The 18,172-nt window shown below is 71.5% G+C and carries 14 protein-coding genes and 2 pseudogenes; 11 read left to right on the top strand and 5 right to left on the bottom strand.

Features of this window, described 5'->3' with window-relative positions; genetic code table 11:
* Positions 1-75: 75 nt before the first annotated feature.
* A complete protein-coding gene (locus ACWGH4_RS13860) occupies positions 76-972 on the bottom strand; it encodes an RNA polymerase sigma-70 factor (protein WP_453459774.1) in 897 nt (298 codons plus the stop codon).
* A gap of 277 nt (positions 973-1,249) precedes the next feature.
* On the opposite strand from ACWGH4_RS13860, the gene ACWGH4_RS13855 reads away from it, so the two are divergent.
* From ACWGH4_RS13855 to ACWGH4_RS13840, 4 genes are all read left to right on the top strand, one after another.
* Positions 1,250-1,690 (top strand): hypothetical protein, encoded by a 441-nt coding sequence (locus ACWGH4_RS13855; RefSeq protein ID WP_453459771.1) that lies wholly within the window; start codon positions 1,250-1,252, stop codon positions 1,688-1,690.
* 274 nt (positions 1,691-1,964) lie between these two features.
* Positions 1,965-2,264, top strand: coding sequence for a hypothetical protein (locus ACWGH4_RS13850; RefSeq protein WP_453459768.1), 300 nt, complete (start codon positions 1,965-1,967; stop codon positions 2,262-2,264).
* Positions 2,265-2,442: 178 nt separating this feature from the next.
* Complete coding sequence (locus ACWGH4_RS13845) at positions 2,443-3,282, top strand: aldo/keto reductase (protein ID WP_453459765.1); 840 nt, start codon at positions 2,443-2,445, stop codon at positions 3,280-3,282.
* A gap of 304 nt (positions 3,283-3,586) precedes the next feature.
* Positions 3,587-4,708, top strand: coding sequence for an amidinotransferase (locus ACWGH4_RS13840; RefSeq protein WP_453459762.1), 1,122 nt, complete (start codon positions 3,587-3,589; stop codon positions 4,706-4,708).
* Between the two features lie 16 nt (positions 4,709-4,724).
* Here ACWGH4_RS13840 and ACWGH4_RS13835 read toward each other — a convergent pair whose 3' ends face one another.
* Positions 4,725-6,848, bottom strand: coding sequence for a SpoIIE family protein phosphatase (locus ACWGH4_RS13835; protein ID WP_453459759.1), 2,124 nt, complete (start codon positions 6,846-6,848; stop codon positions 4,725-4,727).
* A 589-nt stretch (positions 6,849-7,437) separates the two neighbouring features.
* Here ACWGH4_RS13835 and ACWGH4_RS13830 point away from each other — a divergent pair.
* Positions 7,438-7,761, top strand: a complete 324-nt coding sequence (locus ACWGH4_RS13830) for a hypothetical protein (protein WP_441266972.1) — start codon at positions 7,438-7,440, stop codon at positions 7,759-7,761.
* Between the two features lies 1 nt (position 7,762).
* Here the strand turns inward: ACWGH4_RS13830 and ACWGH4_RS13825 are convergent, their stop codons facing one another.
* Positions 7,763-8,719, bottom strand: coding sequence for a LysR family transcriptional regulator (locus tag ACWGH4_RS13825; RefSeq protein ID WP_453459756.1), 957 nt, complete (start codon positions 8,717-8,719; stop codon positions 7,763-7,765).
* A gap of 101 nt (positions 8,720-8,820) precedes the next feature.
* Here ACWGH4_RS13825 and ACWGH4_RS13820 point away from each other — a divergent pair, with 101 nt between their 5' ends.
* Both ACWGH4_RS13820 and ACWGH4_RS13815 read left to right on the top strand, forming a co-directional pair.
* A complete protein-coding gene (locus tag ACWGH4_RS13820) occupies positions 8,821-9,828 on the top strand; it encodes an NADP-dependent oxidoreductase (RefSeq protein WP_453459753.1) in 1,008 nt (335 codons plus the stop codon).
* Between the two features lie 164 nt (positions 9,829-9,992).
* Positions 9,993-11,063, top strand: coding sequence for an alcohol dehydrogenase catalytic domain-containing protein (locus ACWGH4_RS13815; RefSeq protein WP_441266910.1), 1,071 nt, complete (start codon positions 9,993-9,995; stop codon positions 11,061-11,063).
* Between the two features lie 52 nt (positions 11,064-11,115).
* Here the strand turns inward: ACWGH4_RS13815 and ACWGH4_RS13810 are convergent, their stop codons facing one another.
* On the bottom strand, positions 11,116-12,255 hold the full coding sequence (locus ACWGH4_RS13810) for an isoafricanol synthase (RefSeq protein ID WP_453459749.1): 1,140 nt from the start codon (positions 12,253-12,255) through the stop codon (positions 11,116-11,118).
* A gap of 357 nt (positions 12,256-12,612) precedes the next feature.
* Here ACWGH4_RS13810 and ACWGH4_RS13805 point away from each other — a divergent pair, with 357 nt between their 5' ends.
* Positions 12,613-15,582 (top strand): ATP-binding protein, encoded by a 2,970-nt coding sequence (locus tag ACWGH4_RS13805; protein ID WP_453459746.1) that lies wholly within the window; start codon positions 12,613-12,615, stop codon positions 15,580-15,582.
* A gap of 4 nt (positions 15,583-15,586) precedes the next feature.
* Here ACWGH4_RS13805 and ACWGH4_RS13800 read toward each other — a convergent pair whose 3' ends face one another.
* The gene (locus tag ACWGH4_RS13800; protein WP_453459743.1) at positions 15,587-16,537 is read right to left on the bottom strand and encodes a GNAT family N-acetyltransferase; all 951 of its coding nucleotides are present in this window, start codon (positions 16,535-16,537) and stop codon (positions 15,587-15,589) included.
* A gap of 190 nt (positions 16,538-16,727) precedes the next feature.
* On the opposite strand from ACWGH4_RS13800, the gene ACWGH4_RS13795 reads away from it, so the two are divergent.
* From ACWGH4_RS13795 to ACWGH4_RS13785, 3 genes and pseudogenes are all read left to right on the top strand, one after another.
* Positions 16,728-17,732, top strand: a complete 1,005-nt coding sequence (locus tag ACWGH4_RS13795; RefSeq protein ID WP_453459740.1) for a glutathione S-transferase family protein — start codon at positions 16,728-16,730, stop codon at positions 17,730-17,732.
* A 232-nt stretch (positions 17,733-17,964) separates the two neighbouring features.
* Positions 17,965-18,036, top strand: a pseudogene (locus tag ACWGH4_RS13790) (cold-shock protein); the annotation flags it as partial.
* Positions 18,029-18,172: pseudogene (locus ACWGH4_RS13785) on the top strand (signal peptidase I); the annotation flags it as partial. The pseudogenes ACWGH4_RS13790 and ACWGH4_RS13785, both read left to right, overlap by 8 nt.

The raw sequence follows: 18,172 nt of genomic DNA, 5'->3' as shown, positions 1-18,172 counted from the left end.
GCACCAGCCGCCCCGGCCGGGTCCGGCGCTGCCCGGGCCGGGTCCGGCGCCACGGCAAGGCTCCGCCGCCGGTGTTCACCGCAGGGTGAGCGGGGTCTCGGCTTCGACGCGGTTCAGCTTCTCGGGGTTCCGGACGTAGTAGAGGCCGGTGATCCGGGCGTCCTCCAGGCTGATCGCCATGACGCCGTCGATCTCGCCGTCCACATGAACGAGGAGTGCGGGGCTGCCGTTGACCATGGTGGGAGAAACGGCGAGCGGAAGCTTGTTCTTGCCGAGACCACCGATCATGAAGCGGGCCACCTTGTCGGCGCCGATGATCGGCCGCGGCGCGGCCTGCTTGATGCCGCCCCCGTCGCTCATCAGGACGATGTCGGGGGCGAGCACGTCGAGGAGTTCCTGCGGGTCGCCGGTTTCGAGCGCGCGCCGGAAGGACTCCAGTGCGGCCCGGGTCTGGCCCGGGGTGACCGCCTGACGGGGGCGGCGGGCGTCGACGTGCCGTCGGGCGCGGTGGGCGATCTGGCGGACGGCCGCGGGGCTCTTGTCGACGGCGGCCGCGATCTCGTCGTAGCCGACGTCGAAGGCCTCGCGCAGCACGAAGACGGCGCGTTCCGTCGGCGACAGGGTTTCGAGGACGAGCATCATCGCCATAGAAACGCTCTCGGCGAGTTCGACGTTCTCGGCCACGTCGGGTGCGGTGAGCAGGGGCTCGGGGAGCCAGGGACCGACGTAGGCCTCCTTGCGGCGTTTCATGGTGCGCAGCCGGTTCAATGCCTGCCGGGTCGTGATCCTGACCAGGTAGGCGCGGTGGTCGCGGACCTGTTCCAGGTCGACCTTGACCCATCGCAGCCATGTTTCCTGGAGGACGTCCTCGGCGTCGGCGGCCGACCCGAGCATCTCGTAGGCGACGGTGAAGAGCAGGTTGCGGTGGACGACGAACGTGTCGGTCGCCGGATCGGCGGGGTGGTCGCTCATCTCTTGGCCCCTCTCTTCGCGGCCGGGCCTGGTCGCCGACGGCCTTCGAGTGTGCATCCGCACCGGCATACAAGACACCGGGCGGCCGATCACTGTGACAGCGTGTGCGGCAGATCACACCAAGGCCACCGGCCGCCCTTACGGCACCCGCCGGCCGGGCCCCGCTCGCGCGGGCGCGTGCGCTGGGGCGCGCAGTCGTCCGGAATCTGCTGCGTGTGCTCCCCACAGGGAGGCAGAGGAAGCTTTCTGCACGCAGGGTCCGGGCAGTCTGGACGGCATGACAGGAGTTGCGGACAGACCGAGCGGACACGACACAGAGCACACTCCGACGCCCGAGGAGCAGCTGCTGCCCACTCAGTTGGTGGAGCGGATCTGCCACGTGGTGCGTCTGGCCGGCCTTCCTCTGGCGGTGGACACCGGCGACGGCGGGGTCTTCCTCGAGCAGGGGAGTAGGGTCTCCGCGCCCGCGGACCATGTGGTGATCAGCTGGCATGTCACGAACCGGCTGTTCGAGGACTCCGAACACCACCTGACGCGCCGCTCCGCCGACAAACTGCTGCTCGCCGCCTACCCGGCGATAGAGGACGCGCTGGAGACGATCCTTTCCGCCGCGGGTCTCGCCGTCGCCAAACACCCGCGGACACACTCGCTGGCGGTGTGGGCAGCTCCCTCCGACCGAGCCGGTGTGCCGGCACGCGGTGGTCGACGTACGGGGTGACGGCTGCGGGGAGGCACCGTCGGTCACCGAACACCGCGGGCCGAACCGCTACGGGCAGCGCCGCCGGTGCGTACTGGCGAACGTCACCTCGGCGATCCTCGCCACGGGCGTACCGCGCGTGGTGAGCAGTCCCGACGGTGCACCAGCTGCCAACAGCGGTTGCCTGGCGCGGATCACGCCCCTGCACGCCGGTCCGGTCGCCCGGGCACGCGGCCCGGCCGGTGCCCGGGGTAATGCCTTGCCGGGGTGGCGCCCGGCGGGCGATGCTGGGCCCGTGCCAGGACAACGGAAGAGGAAACGCCGACAGCAGGACGCGAGTCGACGCGTCACCGCTCCTGGCGCCGGCCGCTGGGACGTGGTGTTCGAGACCCAGGACGCGTCGGAGTTCCGTGCTCACCTGCGCCGTCTGCGTTCCGCGGACGTGGGGATCGACTGGGCGACGGCCCGGATCGACACGCTCTGCGGACGAGTGGTGCATCCGACCACCTACCGGCTGAGCCTGTTCGTGCCGGACCCTGAAGCCTCGATCAGCTGCGCGCCGCCGCGGACCGGGCGGGTCTGGCCGACCTGGTGAGCGCCACGGTCCATGAAGTGCGCCGACCGCTGCCGCCGGGGACCGGTCGGCCGGACCTGGCAGCTCAACTGCGCGCGTCCGGCGCCCGGTTCCGCATCACCGACCGGCACCTGGACGGCCGTCCGTGGCCGACTGCGCTGCTAGCGTTGCCGCCTGAACAAGGGGGCGAAGGCAGCAGATGACATCGAACGCGTTCCGTATCGGGGGCGATCTGACCGTGCGGCGGCTGGGTTTCGGGGCCATGCACCTGCCGACGGAGCCCGGGCCTGCCAGGGAAGCGTCTGTCGCCGTCGCCCGGCGGGCCGTCGAACTGGGCGTCACGCTGATCGACACCGCGTACCTGTACGGCGGTGGTGCCAACGAGGAACTCCTCGCCGAGGCCCTCCACCCCTACCCGGACGGGCTGGTCATTACTACCAAGGTCGGCGTCGCGCGATCAGGTCCCTCGGACGAGTGGCGGCTCGACGGCCGGCCGGGCGTCCTGCGCGGCCAGGTCGAGGAGGCACTGCGCCGACTGCGCGTCGAGCGGATCGAGCTGCTCCAACTGCACCGTATCGACCCGGAGACGCCGCTCGCCGACCAGGTCGGTACGCTGCGGGACCTGCGGACCGAGGGCAAGATCGGCCGGATCGGTCTGTCCGAGGTCACCGTCGCCCAGCTCGAGCAGGCGAGAAAGATCGTCGACATCGCGAGCGTGCAGAATCGCTACAGCCTGCTCGACCGTGAGCACGAACCCGTGCTCGCGGCGTGCGAAGCGGCCGGGATCGCCTTTCTGCCGTGGCGGCCGGTCGCCTGGGGGAAGTCGGGGGCGACGGCCGAGATCGCCGCCGTGGCGGCCGAGCTCGACGCCACACCCACCCAGGTCGTGCTCGCGTGGCTCCTCGGGCACTCGCCGGTCGTGCTGCCGATCCCGGGCACCACGCGGATCGACCACCTGGAAGAGAACCTCGCCGCCGAAGGTCTCCGACTGCCGCCCGCCCACCGCGACCGCCTCGACCGGCTGCCCACGCCGGCATAGGGTCACGGCCGCCGCGTATTTCACGACCGCTCCTCGGCTGTTGCGACCCGCCGGTTCTCCTTGCGGAAATGCGGCAGCCGACTCCGCCCCTCTTCGGCATCTCAGCGTGTTGAAGAAGGCTGCGGGTTCACTCTCCGGGCGCCGGACGACAGAGTTCCCATGTGCCTCACGGTAACGTGGCATGGGCGGTGAGTCACCGAATCTGCGATGGGGAGCGGTTGAGCATGACGGTGTTGCGGAGGCCCGGCGTTCGGAAGGTATCGGCCGGGAACCATGACCGAATGCGGACTGTGGAGCACCCCTGATGCCGGCGCCGTCGGAACCGGCCGCCGACACGGCGGGTCCACTCGTGTCGCCGGTCAATTCGCACAACGAGTGGGATCCGCTGGAGGAGATCATCGTCGGGCGTCTGGACGGCGCGACGATTCCCTCCCGCCATCCGGTCGTGGCGTGCAACATCCCCCCATGGGGGGCGCGGGTGCAGGGACTTGCCGCGGGCTACAGGTACCCGCGCAGACTGATCGAGCCGGCGCAGCACGAACTCGAGCAGTTCGTCGCCCTCCTCGAATCCCTCGGCGTCACCGTCAGGCGCCCCGACGCGATCGACCACAGGCAACGCTTCAGCACCCCCGACTGGTCGTCGCGGGGATTCTGCAACACCTGCCCCCGGGACAGCATGCTCGTGATCGGCGACGAGATCATCGAGACCCCGATGGCCTGGCCGTGCCGGTATTTCGAGACCCATTCCTACCGCGCGATCCTCAAGGACTACTTCCGCCGCGGAGCGCGGTGGACGGCGGCACCGAGGCCGCAGCTCACCGACGCGTTGTTCGAGGCGGATTTCCGTACTCCCGGGCCCGGTGAGCCCATGCGCTACATCCTCACCGAGTTCGAGCCGGTCTTCGACGCCGCGGATTTCGTGCGCGCGGGACGCGACCTGTTCGTCACCCGCAGCAACGTGACCAATCGGATGGGCATCGAATGGCTGCGGCGCCATCTCGGGCCCGGTTATCGCATTCACGAGATCGAGAGCCGTTGCCGCACGCCCATGCACATCGATACGACGTTCCTGCCGCTCTCGCCCGGCAAGGTACTCGTCAATCCCGAATACATCGACATCGACCGGCTGCCCGACGTCCTGAGTTCGTGGGACATCCTGATCGCCCCCGAGCCCGATCCGATGGGCGAGCACCTGCTCAAGATCACCTCGATGTGCGGCAAGTGGCTGAGCATGAACATTCTCGTGATCGACGAGAAGAGGGTGATCGCGGAGCGGCATCACACCGGGATGCTGCGCGCACTCGAGAAATGGGGGTTCGAGCCGATCCCCGGCGACCTGCTCCACTACGCGCCGTTCGGCGGTTCGTTCCACTGCGCCACACTCGACATCCGGCGTCGCGGCACGCTCGAGTCGTACGTCGACTGATCAGGAGCGCGACCGGTCAGAGCTGCGGCCGGACGACGATCAGAGCGACATCGTCGGTGCGGGCGGCGGAGCCGTCGGCGTGGTGGACGAGGCAGTCCGTGATGTCGTCCACGTCGTGGTCTTCGCATTCCGCGAGGCGCCGGGCGAGACCTTCCGTGGTGTCGGTGATGTCGACGCCGGGGACCTCCACCAGTCCGTCGGTGTACAGGGCCAGAACGGTGCCCGGCGGGAGAGCGATCTCCGTCGTGGGGTATTGGGCGCTCTCGTCGATACCGAGGAGCAGGCCCGGGGGAACGTCGAGGACCTCGGTGCGCCGGTCGGGGTGGCGGAGCAGCGGCGGCGGGTGCCCGGCGGTGGCGAGGTGCGCCCGGTGGTGGGCGAGGTCGAGCTTGGCGATGAGGCAGCTGGTGAACAGGCCGGGGTCCAGATCGGTCAGCAGGCGGTTGGTCCGGGTGAGGATGTCGCCGGGTGACGCGCCCGCGGTGGCGTGGGCGTGGACGGCGGTGCGGACCTGCCCCATGAGGGCCGCGGCCGTGGTGTTGTGTCCCTGGACGTCGCCGATGGCGGCGACCGCCGTGGTCGCCGTACAGCGGATCAGGTCGTAGAAGTCGCCGCCGATGTCCATGCCGTGGCCGGCGGGCCGGTAGCGGGCGGCGACGTCCAGTCCGGCGACGGAAGGCAAGCGGTGGGGCAGCAGCCCTGTCTGCAGGGTGTGGGCGAGGGTGTGCTTGGCGTCGTAGAGCCGGGCGCGGTCGACGGCCTGGGCGATCAGCCCGGCCAGGGAGGTCAGCAGGGCACGCTCCGCCGGAGGGAAGGGCCGCGGCCGGTCGTAGGAGAGGACGAGGGATCCCACCGGGCGGCCCGAGGCGGTCAGAGGCAGGAACGCCCAAGCGCTCCTCTCCCCGTAGCGAGGGGCGTGGGGATGGGCGAGCCGGAAGTCGTCGAAGCTCGGGAAGAACTCGGCCGCTCCCGTCGCCACCACGTGCACGCCGGCGACGTCCGCCGTCAGGGGCGTGCCGTCGACCTGCTCGAGGAATTCGCCGCTGTAGCCGCGGTGGCCGACGACCCGCAGCCGACCCTCGTCCACCGTCATGAGGACCAGGCCCTGGGGACCGAGCGCGGGAACGATCTGGTCGGCGGCCAGGTCGATCACGTCCTGGACGCTCACGGCCTCGGAGAGGCTGGCCGCCAGATGCGTCAGTTGGTACAGCGCCATGACGTTGACGGCCTCGGCAGGACGCGTCGGGTGCTGTACGACGGGCGCGGCCCCGTCCTCCGCGGCGGGCGTGATGTGCACGCTGAGGCCGGTCTCGTCCGGGTACAACTCGAAGGACAACCGGGCGTCCGGCGAGCGGACGGCGACGAAGGACGTCGGCTGCCGGGAGACGACCGCGGCCCGGTAGCGTTCTTCGAACACAGGGTCCTGCAGCCACAGCAGGATCTCCCAGGGGCGTTTGCCGAGCAGAGAGGCCGCTCCGGCGCCGACCAGCTCGGCGCCCGCCCGATTGATGTACGTGATCCGGCCCTCCAGGTCCAGCGCACAGCAGCCGACCGGCAGGCGTTCGGCGAATCGGTGCGCGGCCACGGCCTGCGCCGGGTCGGTCTCCCGAGGACGTGGCGGCGCCACGATCCGCGGTTCACCTTCGGGCAGTAGCCGGTGACCGCTGTCGGCCGCGTCGCGCAGGATGTCCCCCGCGCGGTGGCAGAAGCCGTCGACGGCGTCCCGCTCGTGGGCATTGAGCCGCGGCGGGTGCCAGACCGGCCACAACAGCACGATCCCGCCCCATACACGGTCCCCGCCGACCACGGGCGCGGCCCCGAGCATGAAGTCGTACGGGAGCACGATCCCCAGACGTGGATAGCGGCGGGCGATCTCCTCCTGGCTGCCCAGCCACACCAGCTTCTTGCTGCGCATCGCGTCGGCCACCGGGATCGACGTGTCGAGGGGGATACGTGACCACGGCGCGGTGATCCGCTGGGACGCCCCCGACACCAGCGCCAGACGCAGCATGCGCTCGTCCGGCTCCAGCAGGTAGACCAGCCCGACCGATGCACCGGTGTCCCGCACGACGTGGCCCATGACATGGGCGAGCTGCTCGAGCCCCGGCGCGGAGGACGCGTCCGTGTCGGCGGGCTGCATGCTCCTTCACCTGGCCACGATGTGCGCAGTGACGTCGCCGCGGCCGCCGCGGCGGGTGCGCGCCTCGCCGTTCACGGCCGGTCGCGCGCCGCCGCCGGCCCGGCAGGATCCCGTCCGCCGGTGCGCCGCAACCGCCGAACGCGCCACGGGCCCGGCCGGACCCGCTGGCCGAGCACCGCTTCGATCACACCGTTCATCGACCATATATGGACAATACGTCCGCCCTGGTGTACCGGCACAGCGGAGCGGGGCTGCCCACACACCGGTCCCGGACGAGCACACCCAGTGCCTCCCCGGAGACGACGAACGGTCTCCGTGCGCGGTCGTCCGGGCCGCTGCACCGGCAGGCCGACCCCGCAACGTTCCGGCCTGCGGTCCGGGGCGGCACCTGACTTTCGCGGCCCGGGCTCAGCGCGGGCGTCGGCCCGGCCGTCCGGGCAGGCACGTCGACGCTCCCCTCGGGGCGGCTCTCCGCGCGTTTCGACAGGCATGCCGACGGGCGGAAATCTCGTTGTAGGGCCAGGGGCGCGGCCATAGGGTCACCCCCATGTCTCTGCGTATCCATATGCGTGAATCCCTGCCCCAAGCCATGCGCGCCCGCGACAAGGTCGCGGTGAGCGCTCTCCGCGCGACGCTCGCGGCGCTGGACAACGCAGAGGCGGTGCCCATGAGTTCAGCCGGCGTCCGTGGGGCGGCGTCCCTTGAGGAGTCGCCGGTCGGCGCCGGCGCGACCGAGGTCGCGCGGCGAGAGCTGAGCGAGCACGCCACCGCTGACATCGTGCGCGCCGAGATCACCGAACGGCTGGAGGCGGCGGCGGAACTGACCGCGCCGGCCCACGCGGACCGGGCCGCTCGACTCCGCGCGGAGGCCGCCGTGCTGCTCGGATTCCTCGACGGGCCCGGCGCAGCCTAGGTCACCCGGTCCGGCCCCGCCCGGCCCCGCCCGGCCCCGCCCGGCCCCGCCCGGCCCCGCTCCGGACGCCGGAAGAGCCGGAGAAGTCCGACCCGCCCGGCGCTCGCAGCTCCCGGATCAAGGCCCGGACGGCGGCCGATGCCGCCAGCTCGCGGGTGGTGACATAGCCGACCGACCGTGAGGGGCGCTCCGGGCCGAGATCAATGATCTCGACGGTGTCCGGTGCTCCGATCAGTGACAACATCGGCATGACAGCCATGCCGAAACCGCTGCTCACCAACGAGAGCACTGCTCCGTCGTCCTGGGCCTCGACCGTCGCCGGCGGCAGCCATTCCTGCTCCTGCCACCAAGTACGCGTGTACGAGGTGCAGTTCTCGGCCCAGTCGACCAACGGCAGTGTGCGCGGTGACGGATGCCCGGCCGGGTGCACCAGCGCGTATCCCTCCTCCAGCAGGACCGCGCCGATCAACTCCGGCGGTACGGGCGAAGTCGTCCCGATCGTCGCGATGCCCAAGTCCGCGCGCCCGTCCAGCACTTCTCCCGCCGTGCCGCGCCCGACCTCCCGTACGATCCGCACTTCCGGCACCACCTCCGGATGGCTCCTGGCCAGCGCCTCCAAGGCGCGCGGCAGCAGGTGGAGCGCGGCGCCGCGGAAGGCGGCGATGCGCAGTGGCCCGGCCGCGGAGCGGCTCTCCGCCCCGCGCACCTCGGCACCCATCACCTCGAGCAGCCGCAGTACCCGCCGGGCATGGGCGACGGCCTTCTCGCCCGCCGCCGTGGGCGCGGCCCCGCGGCGCCCCCGGTCGAAGAGCACCGCCCCGAGCTTGCGTTCGCTGCCGCGCACCGAGTGCGAGACCGCCGACTGGGTCATGCCGAGCGCGGCGGCCGCCGCCGAGAAGCCGCCCTCGTCACCCACGGCGACGAGCACCCGCAGTTCCTGCGGCGCGAGATCGGACATCGAGGCGCTGACCTCCCGTTATGAGAGACATTCATGGATGGTGTGGTTCCATCGACGCACCCTACTGCCCGGCCCGCCGGAAGCTCCCTACGGTCTCGATCATGACGACGCAGACCTCGCTCACCGTCCACCAGACCGCCCGCCCCGAGGGCTTCCCGACCTCCCACCAGTTCAGGTTCGTCGAGTCCCCCGTACCGGCGGCCGGGCCCGGTACGGCACTCGTGGAGAACCTCCACTGGTCCGTCGACCCGTACCACCGCGAGATGATGGACGGCGACCTCGCGCTGAACGCACCGCTGGAGGGCCGCACGATCGGCCGGGTCGTCGACTCCCGTGACCCCGGACTGACCGAAGGCGACCTCGTCCTCCACCGCAGCGGGTGGCGCACCCACGCCCTGGTGACGCTCGGCACGGCCGGAACACGCAAGCTGCGGCGGTACGACGGCGTCCCGCTCTCCGCACACCTGAGCATCCTCGGCGGCACGGGCCTGACCGCCTATGTGGCACTCACCCGCACGCTGCGGCTGGAGCCGGGGGAGGACCTGTTCGTCTCGGCGGCCGCAGGCGGGGTGGGAACGGCGGCCGGCCGGATCGCCCGGCTCATGGGCGCGGGCCGGCTCGTGGGCAGCGCCGGCTCCGCCGCCAAGGTCGCGCACCTCACTGGACGGCTGGGCTTCGACGCCGCCTTCGACTACCACGACGGCCCGGTCGGTGAACTGCTCCGGAAGGCCGCGCCGGACGGGATCGACGCCTACGTGGACAACGTCGGCGGAGACCACCTGGAGGGCGCCATCGAGGTCCTGCGCGATCATGGGCGGATCGCCTGGGTCGGGGCGGTCGCCCAGTACCACCACGCGCGGCCGCCGGCAGCGCCGCGCAATCTCTTCGACATCGTCGGCAAGAGCCTGCGCCTGGAGGGCGTACTCGTCCGCGACTATGCCCACTTGCAGGAGGAGTTCGAAGACTTCCTGGTGCCGCATCTGCGCAGCGGCCGGATCACGCCGGACCAGACAGTGGTCATGAGGTTCGAGAACATCGTGGAGGCGTTCCTCGGCATGCTGAGGGGCGAGAACACCGGGAAGATGCTCGTGTCCCGGCCCGGAGAGTGAACCGGTGGGGCGCACCGGACGGGGCGTTCCCTCCGGGAGCGCGAGGGCCGGCAACAGGACTTGCGGTGTCGCGGGGCGGCGGGACCCTGGAAGAGACCGGCGGCGACCGGCCCGGACGCACGCCGTGCGGCCGCCGGCGGAGCCGCACCGGAAAGGACGACGTCATGAAGGCACTGGTGTTCCAAGGCCCGGGACAGACGTCCTGGCAGGACGTTCCGGACCCCGACCTCAAGGACGCCGCCGACGCGGTGATTCGCGTCGACGCCGTCACCATCTGCGGCACGGACCTGCACATCATCAAGGGCGACGTCCCCGAAGTGGCACCCGGCACGGTCCTGGGCCACGAAGCCGTCGGTGAGGTGGTGGAGGTCGGCAGCGAGGTGCGTACGGTCCGTCCCGGTGACCGGGTGCTGGTCTCCTGCATCGCGGCGTGCGGCCGCTGCGTCTTCTGCCGGGAGAACCGCTACGGACAGTGCCGTGGGGGCGGCGGCTGGGTGCTCGGGCATCTGATCGACGGTACCCAGGCCGAGTACGTCCGTGTGCCCTTCGCCGACCTGTCGGTGCACCCGCTTCCCGGGGCCGTGAACAGCGAGGACGCCGTGCTGCTGGCCGACATCTTCCCCACCGGGTACGAAGTGGGCGTGCTCAACGGGCGGGTGCGGCCCGGCGACACCGTCGTCGTGGTCGGCGCCGGGCCGGTCGGGCTCGCCACCATCGCCACCGCCCAGCTCTACAGCCCGGGGCGGATCATCGCCGTCGACCTGGCGGAATCCCGGCTGAAGGCGGCACGGGACATGGGCGCCGACGCCACCGTCGGTGCCGACGAAGGCCCCGAGGCACTGGTCGAGGACCTGACGGAAGGATTGGGAGCCGATGTCGTCGTCGAGGCGGTCGGCGTGCCCGAGGCGTTCGAGCAATGCACCCGGATGGTGCGCCCCGGAGGCCATGTCGCCAACGTCGGCGTGCACGGCAGGCCCGCGGCGCTCCATCTCGAGGAGCTGTGGATCAAGGACGTGACGATCACGACCGGACTCGTCGACACGCACTCCACGCCGATGCTGCTGCGGATGATGGCGGCCGGGCGGCTCCCGGCCGCGTCGGCGATGGTCACGCACCGCTTCGAACTGGGGCAGATGGAGGAGGCGTACGACGTCTTCGCCCGCGCCACGGACACCGGGGCCCTCAAGGTCGTGCTCGGAGGCCCGCGGCACGACGAGGTCAGTGTGCCCGTCTAGGGCTTCTCGTCCGGATCGGGCAGGATCCGGACGAGAGCGCCCGGCTCCGGATTCACGGTGCCGCGCGGCGGTCGCCGGGCGTTGCGGTGGTGCCGGGCCGTGGCCGGCCCGTGGCCGTGGTGAGACCGTCCCAGGGGCGCCGGCGTCCGCCGCTCACCGCGGCGATACCGGTCTCGTCGTAGCGGGACGTCGCCAGGGACCAGGTCAGGTTGCCAGCCATCACATGGCGCATGCCGTCCACGTAATGGCTGACGTGATCGCGTGTCCCGGCGGGCACGCCCTGCTCGGCGAGCGTCGCGGGGAGGGAGGCGGCGAGCCGGGCGAAGCGGGCCGTCCGGGCGTTGGCGAGCGCGGTGATGTGCTCGACCGACTCCTCCAGCGTGCAGCCCTTGTGCTCCCGCTCTATGACCACGCTGTTGTTGATGTCTCCGGCCGCCAGCTCCTTGACGAGCGAGACGATGTCGTTGACGAAGATCACCACATCGCCGGTGATCTCGCGCATCTCCCGCAACGGGAAGGACCTGTGCAGGTCCTCGGGCAGGGCATAACCCCCGCACCGCTCGGTGAAGTCGAGGCACGGCTGCACGCCTATGGAATGCCGCCGCACATCCAGGAACCGCTCGAGCGAGGGCAGGCGGTCGGCATTGCGATGGTGTGCCTCCCCCACATGCGCGGCGAGGTATGCCTGCCAGTGGTCACGGAAACGGAGCCGCCACTCCTGCGGAGCGCCTGAGGTGGACCGCAGCCAGATGTCCCGGAAACCCCGCACCAGCGGCGTGTCCCGGTCGTCGGACGCCTGCGGTGCGCCGTCCGTCGTCATGGTCGCGACGAGGGCGTCCACCACGCCGCGGATCTCGTGGGGCCGGGTGCCCAGCCCTCCGTCGAACTGGTCGTCGAAGATGAAGAACCAGGCGTTGAAGTCCGCGGCCAGCTCGAGGTCGGCGGCCGTGGCGTCGGGGTAGAAGTACGCCATCAGCCGCTCCAGCCGCAGCGCGTCGTACTCCGCCGTCGCCACGTCGCCCGCGAGCAGACCCGTTTCCTGCACCCACTGGAGCGTGTGCTGCCGGGCGCGTTCCGCGTAGGGGCTCAGCCGCGCCGGGAACGGGATCCTGATGGCCGCGGTGCGCCGGGTGGGGTCCGAGGGGCTCGCGGGACCCGGGAGCCGGTGGCCGGAAACCGTCTCGTGTGCCATGTGCCCCCCTGGGTGTCGTGGCGCGCCGGACCGGTACGTGGTGCGTGTCCGACACGTCCGAGTGCCGTTCCGAGACTAGGCGTTGTGCAGGTGGAAGGACCGTGGTCGGCGGAGGGGACGGGGTGCGCGCCCCGCGCACACTGTCACTTGTGCGCCCCCTGAACGCGCCCCCTGTTCCGGTGAGGGGTGAGAGTACCTGGATCCGGCCATGCTGTACCGCGATCACATCATCCCGAGAGAAATAGCCGTGCGGAGGACTACACATCGTCCTCGCCTGCGTACGCTTTGCGCACCCGGGAGTTGGGATCCCGGGACGAGGCCCGGAACTAGGGACGACACGCGGTCGAGGGAACGGACATGGCTTACATGGGAGACCGGCCGGGGCGGCCGCAGCGACTGCTGCTGGAGCGCGAGACGGAAACAGCGGCGCTGGAGAGCCTGTTGGCCGAGCTGAGCGGCCCGTCCCAGGGACTGACGGCGGCCGGCTCCGGCGGCCTGCTGGTCTTCGCCGGGCCGGCCGGGCTCGGTAAGACCACCCTCCTCAACGAGGTGCGCAGAAGGGCCCTCGCCCGCGGCTGCACGGTGCTCTCCGCACGGGGCGGAGAGCAGGAGCAGGGCGTCGCGTTCCATGTCGTACGCCACCTCGTGCAACCCGTGCTCGCGGCCGGCAGCGAGGAGGAACACCGCAGGACACTGGGGAGTTGGTACGACATCGTCGCCCCCGCGGTGGGCCTGGTGGCAGGCGCCGGCAACAGTTCCCCCGATCCGCAGGGAGTGCGCGACGGTCTGGACTGGGTCGCCACGCGGTTCGCCGTCCAGCACGCGCCGCTGGTGGTCATGCTCGACGACGCCCACTGGGCGGACGCCGAATCGCTGACCTGGCTGACGGGCTTCGCGCCGCGGGTCACCGAGCTGCCGATGCTCCTCGTCGTCGCCTACCGCCCCGACGAACTCCCCGCCGACGCACTGGCGTTCGGCAAACTGGCCGAACGGCACGGGTCACGCCCCTTCGACCTCGCGCCGCTCACGCCCGGCGCGATCAGCCGCATCGTCAGGGACGCCCTCGGGGAGGACGCCGACGACGCGTTCTGCCGGGAGACCTGGGCGGTCACCGGAGGGAACCCGTTCGAGGCGGTCGAGCTCGCCGCCAGGGTCGCCGACCGCGGGCTCAAGCCCCAGGTCGCCCACCTCCCCGAACTGCGGGAACTGGCCTCGGCGGTGAAGGGCGGCGGCCTCGTCGAGCGACTGGAGCGGCTCGGCACCTCCGCCGTGCGGTTCGCCTGGGGCGCCGCCGTGCTGGGCGCCGAGGCGTCCCGCAGCCGGGCCGCGAGCGTCGGCGGACTGGGGGACGCCGAGTCCGCGGACGCCGTCGCCAAACTGCGCGAGGCCCGCATCCTCGCCGACCCCGCCCGCGACGGGAACGACGAGGAGTCCGACCGCCTCGAGTTCTTCCACCCCCTCGTCTCCACAGCCGTCTACCGGGCGATACCGGCGGCGTTCCGCGTCGCCATGCACGGCCAGGCCGCCGCGGTCATCTCCCACGCCGGTCTCGGCGCCACCGCCGCAGCCCGGCACCTGCTCGAGACGCATCCCGAGAGCGACCCGTGGGTGGTGCAACAACTGTCGGAAGCCGCCCGCGACTACCTCCGGGCAGGCGCTCCCGACGCCGCCCGGCGCTGCCTCACCCGGGCGCTGCGCGAACCACCGGCCATGGAGGACCGCGCCCAGGTCCTGTTCGACCTCGGATGCTCCGCGCTGCTGACGGAACCCGCGATCACGGTCAACCACCTGCGGGCCGCGCTGGACGAACCCGTCCTCGACCCGGCCCTGCGGGAGGTGATCGTCTACCGGCTGGCGCAGGCCCTCGGCCACTCCGACCGGATGGCGGAGGCCGCCCGGACGGTCGCCGACGGGGCCCGCTGGGCCACCGACGCCAGGACCCGGCTGCACATGCAGGCGGAGCAGTTCATGTGGAACGCCTTCCGGGCCGACGAGCAGGACTCGCCCGCCCGTTCACGCAGGCTCGCCCGGCTCGCCGACCACCTCACCGGCAACGGCACCGCCGAGCGCTACATCATGGGCCTGCGGGCCTGGGACGCGATGGTGCGCGGCGAGCCCGCGGCGACGGCGCTCGAGTGGGCGGAGAAGGCCCTCGGCGACGGACTGCCGTGGACGGACGAGCAGTGGGGCTTCGAGGTCCCGGTCCTGGTGGCCCTCACCTTCATGTACTGCGACCAGCCCGGACGGGCGGAGGAACTGTTCCAGAAGGGCATCGCGGAGTGCCAGGACAGAGGCTGGCGCGGCGCGCACCTCTCCTTCGGCTACACGCTCCTCGGTTACATCCGCTACCGCCGTGGGCGCCTCGACTCCGCGGAGACGCTGGTCCGCGACGGTCTGCGGATCGCGGACAGGGTCGGACACCGGGTGCCGGCGCAGTACTTCGCCATCGGCATCCTCATCGAGATCCTCCTCGCCCGCGGCCGCACCGAGGAGGCCGAGGAGCTCGCCACCACCTACCACTACGGCGACATCGTGCCCAGCGCCGTGGTGTACCCCGACGCCCAGACCGTCCACAGCGAACTGCTGCTCGCCCTCGGCAGGCGCCGCGAGGCCGAACAGCAGCTCGTACAGGTCGGCGAGCGCCTCGAGCCCCGCGGTATGCGCAACCCGGCATGGTGCCCCTGGCAGCTCCACCTGGCCCGGACCAAGGCGGCAACCGACCCCGAGCAGGCCCGGGAACTCGCGGCCGAAGGCGTCCGCAGGGCGCGGCGGTTCGGCACCCGGTCCTCCGTCGGGCAGGCGCTGCACGCGATGGCCGCGGTGACACCCGGCCCCGAGCGCGTCGTGGTCCTCGCCGAGGCCGTCTCGCACCTCGAGCGCTCTCCGTCCGGCCACGACCTGGCGAGCGCGCTGATCGACCACGGAGTGGCACTGCGCCGCAGCGGGCTCCCGCAGGACGCGGCCGAGCAACTGCACCGCGGGCTGGAGGGGGCCGTGCAGTGCGGGGCCGACGCCCTGGTGGCGCGGGCCCGCGAGGAACTGGACGCGACGGGGATGTGGCCGCTCCAGCCGCACACCGCGGCAGCCGACTCACTCACCGTGCAGGAGCGCACCGTGGCCGAATGGGCCGCCCGCGGCTGGTCCAATGCCCGCATCGCGGAGGCGCTGGGCACCGCGGACCCGGTGGTGACGCGGATGCTGTCCGACATATACCTGAAGGCCGGCTGCGATCTGGCGGGACTCCCACGGCTGCTCGCGGGACCTGACTCCGACGAGGTCCCGGCCTCCCGGGCGGCCCCATGGGGTCATGACCCCGCGGCGTCGTGACGGGTCACGGCTTCGGCGGCTGCTCCAGGATCAGGCGGATCTCCGTGACCTCGTAGCCGGCGCGGTCGAACGCCGCGGCCATCGGCAGATTCACGGTGTCCGTGGTGGCCGTGATCCGCTCCGCGCCGGCTGCCGCCTGGAAACGGGTGATGTGGGCCAGGACCTCGTCGATCAGCCCACGCCCGCGGAGCTCCGGGACCACGCCCAGGTATCCGACGTTCCGGTTGTCGCCGCCGGTGCTGGACGGTATGGCAAGGCCCGCGAGCGTGCCGTCGGCCGTGTACGCGAGCCGCCACCAGTCCCGTTCGCCGGGCGCGTCGAGATAGAACTGCATGTCCTCCCGGGCTTGGACGTCCGCGTCCTTGGCGGCCAGTTCACGTCCGGTCCGGATATCGAGGCTGCCCTGGGCGAGACGGCGGAACGCGTCGAGGAACGCGGCGTCGTCACCCGGTGCGAACGTCAGCCTGGTGCCGGCCTCGGGCAGGCCCGCCTGCGGCGTCCACTCGTAACGCAGTCTCTCGACCTCGTCGGTGAGCCCGGCGCGGTGGGCTGCGAGGCGCCGCCACTCGACCGCGGCCACCGTGCCGGCGTCGCCGCGCCAGCCCCGGGGAAGCGCGAGGTTGTAGAGCGGATCCCGCTCGGCACCACGCTCTCGGAACGCGCGGTGGCCGGCCTCGAGGAGCGCCACGGCCACCGCCGCGCGGTCCGGTGCGCCTTCGCGGACATGGAGGCAGTCCAGAGCCACCGGAAGCTCCGCGTCCGTGCGGCCCCACCACAGGGCCCGCCCGAGCAGCTCGCCGTGGGAGTCCTCGGCCGTCCACGTCCATTCGGGCCGGTACTGCCGTGTCTCCCAATCCCCGCGGAAGCGGTCCGCGCTGATCCAGTCGAGCGGCGGCTCCGCGAGGAACGTGGCGACGCGTTCGGACTCTGCGGCGGTGATGGAGCGGACGAGCACAAGGCCTCCGGGGGCATCGGGTGCGCCACGGTGTGCGGCGCCCCGCGATGATCACACAGGCGGCCGACGGTACACAGCCCTTTTCGGAACGCCCGGGCCGCGGCCGGCCTGACCGGCTCCACCGCACCGTACTTCCCGGTCGCTTCCGGTCGCCGCGTTCGGCGCTGTCGGGCCTGGGTAGGGGGAGGGCGTGAGTTATGTGAACCCTGGCGGGGAGTATGCGCGTGACAGCCGGTACATCACCACCCGCGTCACCGCGGACGGACGCGACGGCTTCCCCGTGGAACCCGGCCGCTACCGCCTGGTGGTCAGCCGGGCCTGTCCGTGGGCCGGCCGGGCGGTGATCGTACGGCGGCTGCTCGGGCTGGAGGGCGTGCTGTCGATGGGCATAGCCGGGCCCACGCACGACGAGCGCAGCTGGACCTTCGATCTCGACCCCGACGGCCGTGACCCGGTGCTCGGCATCGAACGGCTCCAGGAGGCGTTCCTGGCCCGCGATCCCGGCTACGACCGGGGCATCACGGTGCCGGCCCTCGTCGACGTGCCGACCGGCAAGGTCGTGACCAACGACTTCCGGCAGATCACGATCGACATGTCACTGGAATGGAAGGCCCACCACCGCGACGGGGCACCGGAGCTCTACCCTCCCGAGCTGCGGCCGGAGATCGACGCGGTGAACGAGGTGGTCTACAAGGACGTGAACAACGGCGTCTACCGGGCGGGGTTCGCCGGCTCGCAGGAGTCGTACGCCGAGGCGTACGACCGCCTCTTCGCCCGGCTCGACCTGCTCTCGGAGCGGCTCGAAGCGTCCCGCTACCTCGTCGGCGACACGATCACCGAGGCGGACGTACGGCTGTTCACCACGCTGGTGCGCTTCGACGCCGTCTACCACGGCCACTTCAAGTGCAACCGGCAGAAGCTGTCCGAGATGCCGGTGCTCTGGGCGTACGCGCGTGACCTGTTCCAGACGCCCGGCTTCGGTGACACGGTCGACTTCGACCACATCAAGCGGCACTACTACCTGGTGCACAGCGACATCAACCCGACCGGGATCGTGCCGACCGGCCCGGATCTGTCGGGCTGGCTCGAGCCGCACGACCGTGCGGCGCTCGGCGGGCGGCCGTTCGGCGACGGCACGCCGCCGGGGCCGGTCGCACCGGGGGAGGAAGTGCCGTCCGTTCCGGGAAGGTCGTAGGCCCGATGAAGGACAACCTGTGCGCCGTGAGGATTTCCGCAGCCGCGTTCTGTGGCCGGGCGGTCACTCATGGGGTAGTTTCAGGTACAGCAGTCGTGGTTCCGAAGTCTCGTGCGCTCACGGGGAGTTCCCGTGGGCGCATTTGCTGTTCAGCAGTCCGAGGACCAGGGCGATCACCTCACCCAGAGGGCATCGGACAGCCGGTGCCCCGCGTCCGAAATTGGAGAGCAGCATGGCTTCAGGCACCGTGAAGTGGTTCAACGCGGAAAAGGGCTTCGGCTTCATCGCCCAGGACGGCGGCGGTTCCGCGGCCGTCGCATAGGGTTGCCACTCCGGCTCGGGACGGAATGGTCCGGCTCCCGACCCCTGCGGAACTTCTGCTCGTTATGGGAGTGATGGGCCTGCACCGGATCGGGCGCGGGCAGTGGCACGTATTGAGG

The sequence above is a fragment of the Streptomyces sp. NPDC054847 genome (assembly GCF_053610925.1).
Note: the sequence above shows the minus strand (reverse complement) of the source record. Positions and strands in the feature narration are given on the sequence as shown.